Origin of the sequence: Pseudoalteromonas sp. TB25, from assembly GCF_000497995.1 — a bacterium.
In the GTDB taxonomy this organism is placed as follows: Bacteria; Pseudomonadota; Gammaproteobacteria; order Enterobacterales; family Alteromonadaceae; genus Pseudoalteromonas; species Pseudoalteromonas distincta.
Genome location: NZ_AUTI01000110.1, coordinates 1 through 874, shown reverse-complemented (window position 1 = coordinate 874; position 874 = coordinate 1). Strand labels below are relative to the sequence as shown.

At 44.5% G+C, this 874-nt stretch carries 2 protein-coding genes; both read right to left on the bottom strand.

The features are described from left to right. On the bottom strand, nucleotides 1–396 hold a 396-nt coding region (locus L652_RS0102320; protein WP_024603250.1), incomplete at its 3' end, for an enoyl-CoA hydratase/isomerase family protein. Next, nucleotides 396–874: enoyl-CoA hydratase (locus L652_RS0102315; protein ID WP_024595540.1), on the bottom strand; the 479-nt coding region annotated here is incomplete at its 5' end. The genes L652_RS0102320 and L652_RS0102315, both read right to left, overlap by 1 nt.

The following is an 874-nucleotide window of genomic DNA, read 5'->3' as shown; positions in this document are numbered from 1 at the left end:
CCCTAAACCGCCGCCCATTACTATGCCGTTACCCCAAACGAGGATAGGTTTATCAAAGGTATGAATAAGGTAATCAAGCTTGTACTCTAGCGTAAAAAACTCTTCAACTAAGCTTGTTGGTTTACCTTGCGCCATTGCATGATGAAGGCTTACAACATCGCCGCCTGCACAAAATGCTTTATCGCCTGCGCCTTTTAACAACACCATTGCAATAGCATCATCGTCTTGCCAAGCTCGCAATTGCGGTTCAAGTAATTTGATCATCTCAAAATTAAGTGCATTTAAGGCTTTTGGCGCGTTGAGTGTAATAAGCCCAATTAAACTGCCATTTTCTGCGGTTGCGGTTTCAAATACCACGGGCTCATCGGCGCTATTTAATAATGTTAAAACACTCATTAGCCATTTACCCAGTTAGCGCGGCGTTTTTCTAAAAAGGCATTTACGCCCTCTTGTTGATCTTCGGTATCAAATAAACCAATAAATAACTCGCGCTCAAGAGGTAATACACTTGCCATTGGTTGTTGGCGCCCTTTTTGAATCAATGTTTTACATGCTGCAACTGAGGTGGGGCTTTGATCGGCCACTTGGTTGGCAAGTTTTAGTGCTGCCGCAAAGCTTTCACCTTGTGGTACTACTTCCTCTACTAAGCCAATTTGCAAGGCTTTATCAGCTTTTAAACGCTCGCCGCATAAAATCATCCGTTTTGCCCAGCCTTCGCCTACAAGCCATGCTAAATTTTGTGTGCCACCCGCACAGGGTAATAAGCCAACTTTAGCTTCAGGCAATGCCATTTGTGCTTGCTCTTCAGCTATACGTATATCGCACGCAAGCGCAACTTCTAGCCCGCCACCCATTGCATAACCATTAATGGCTG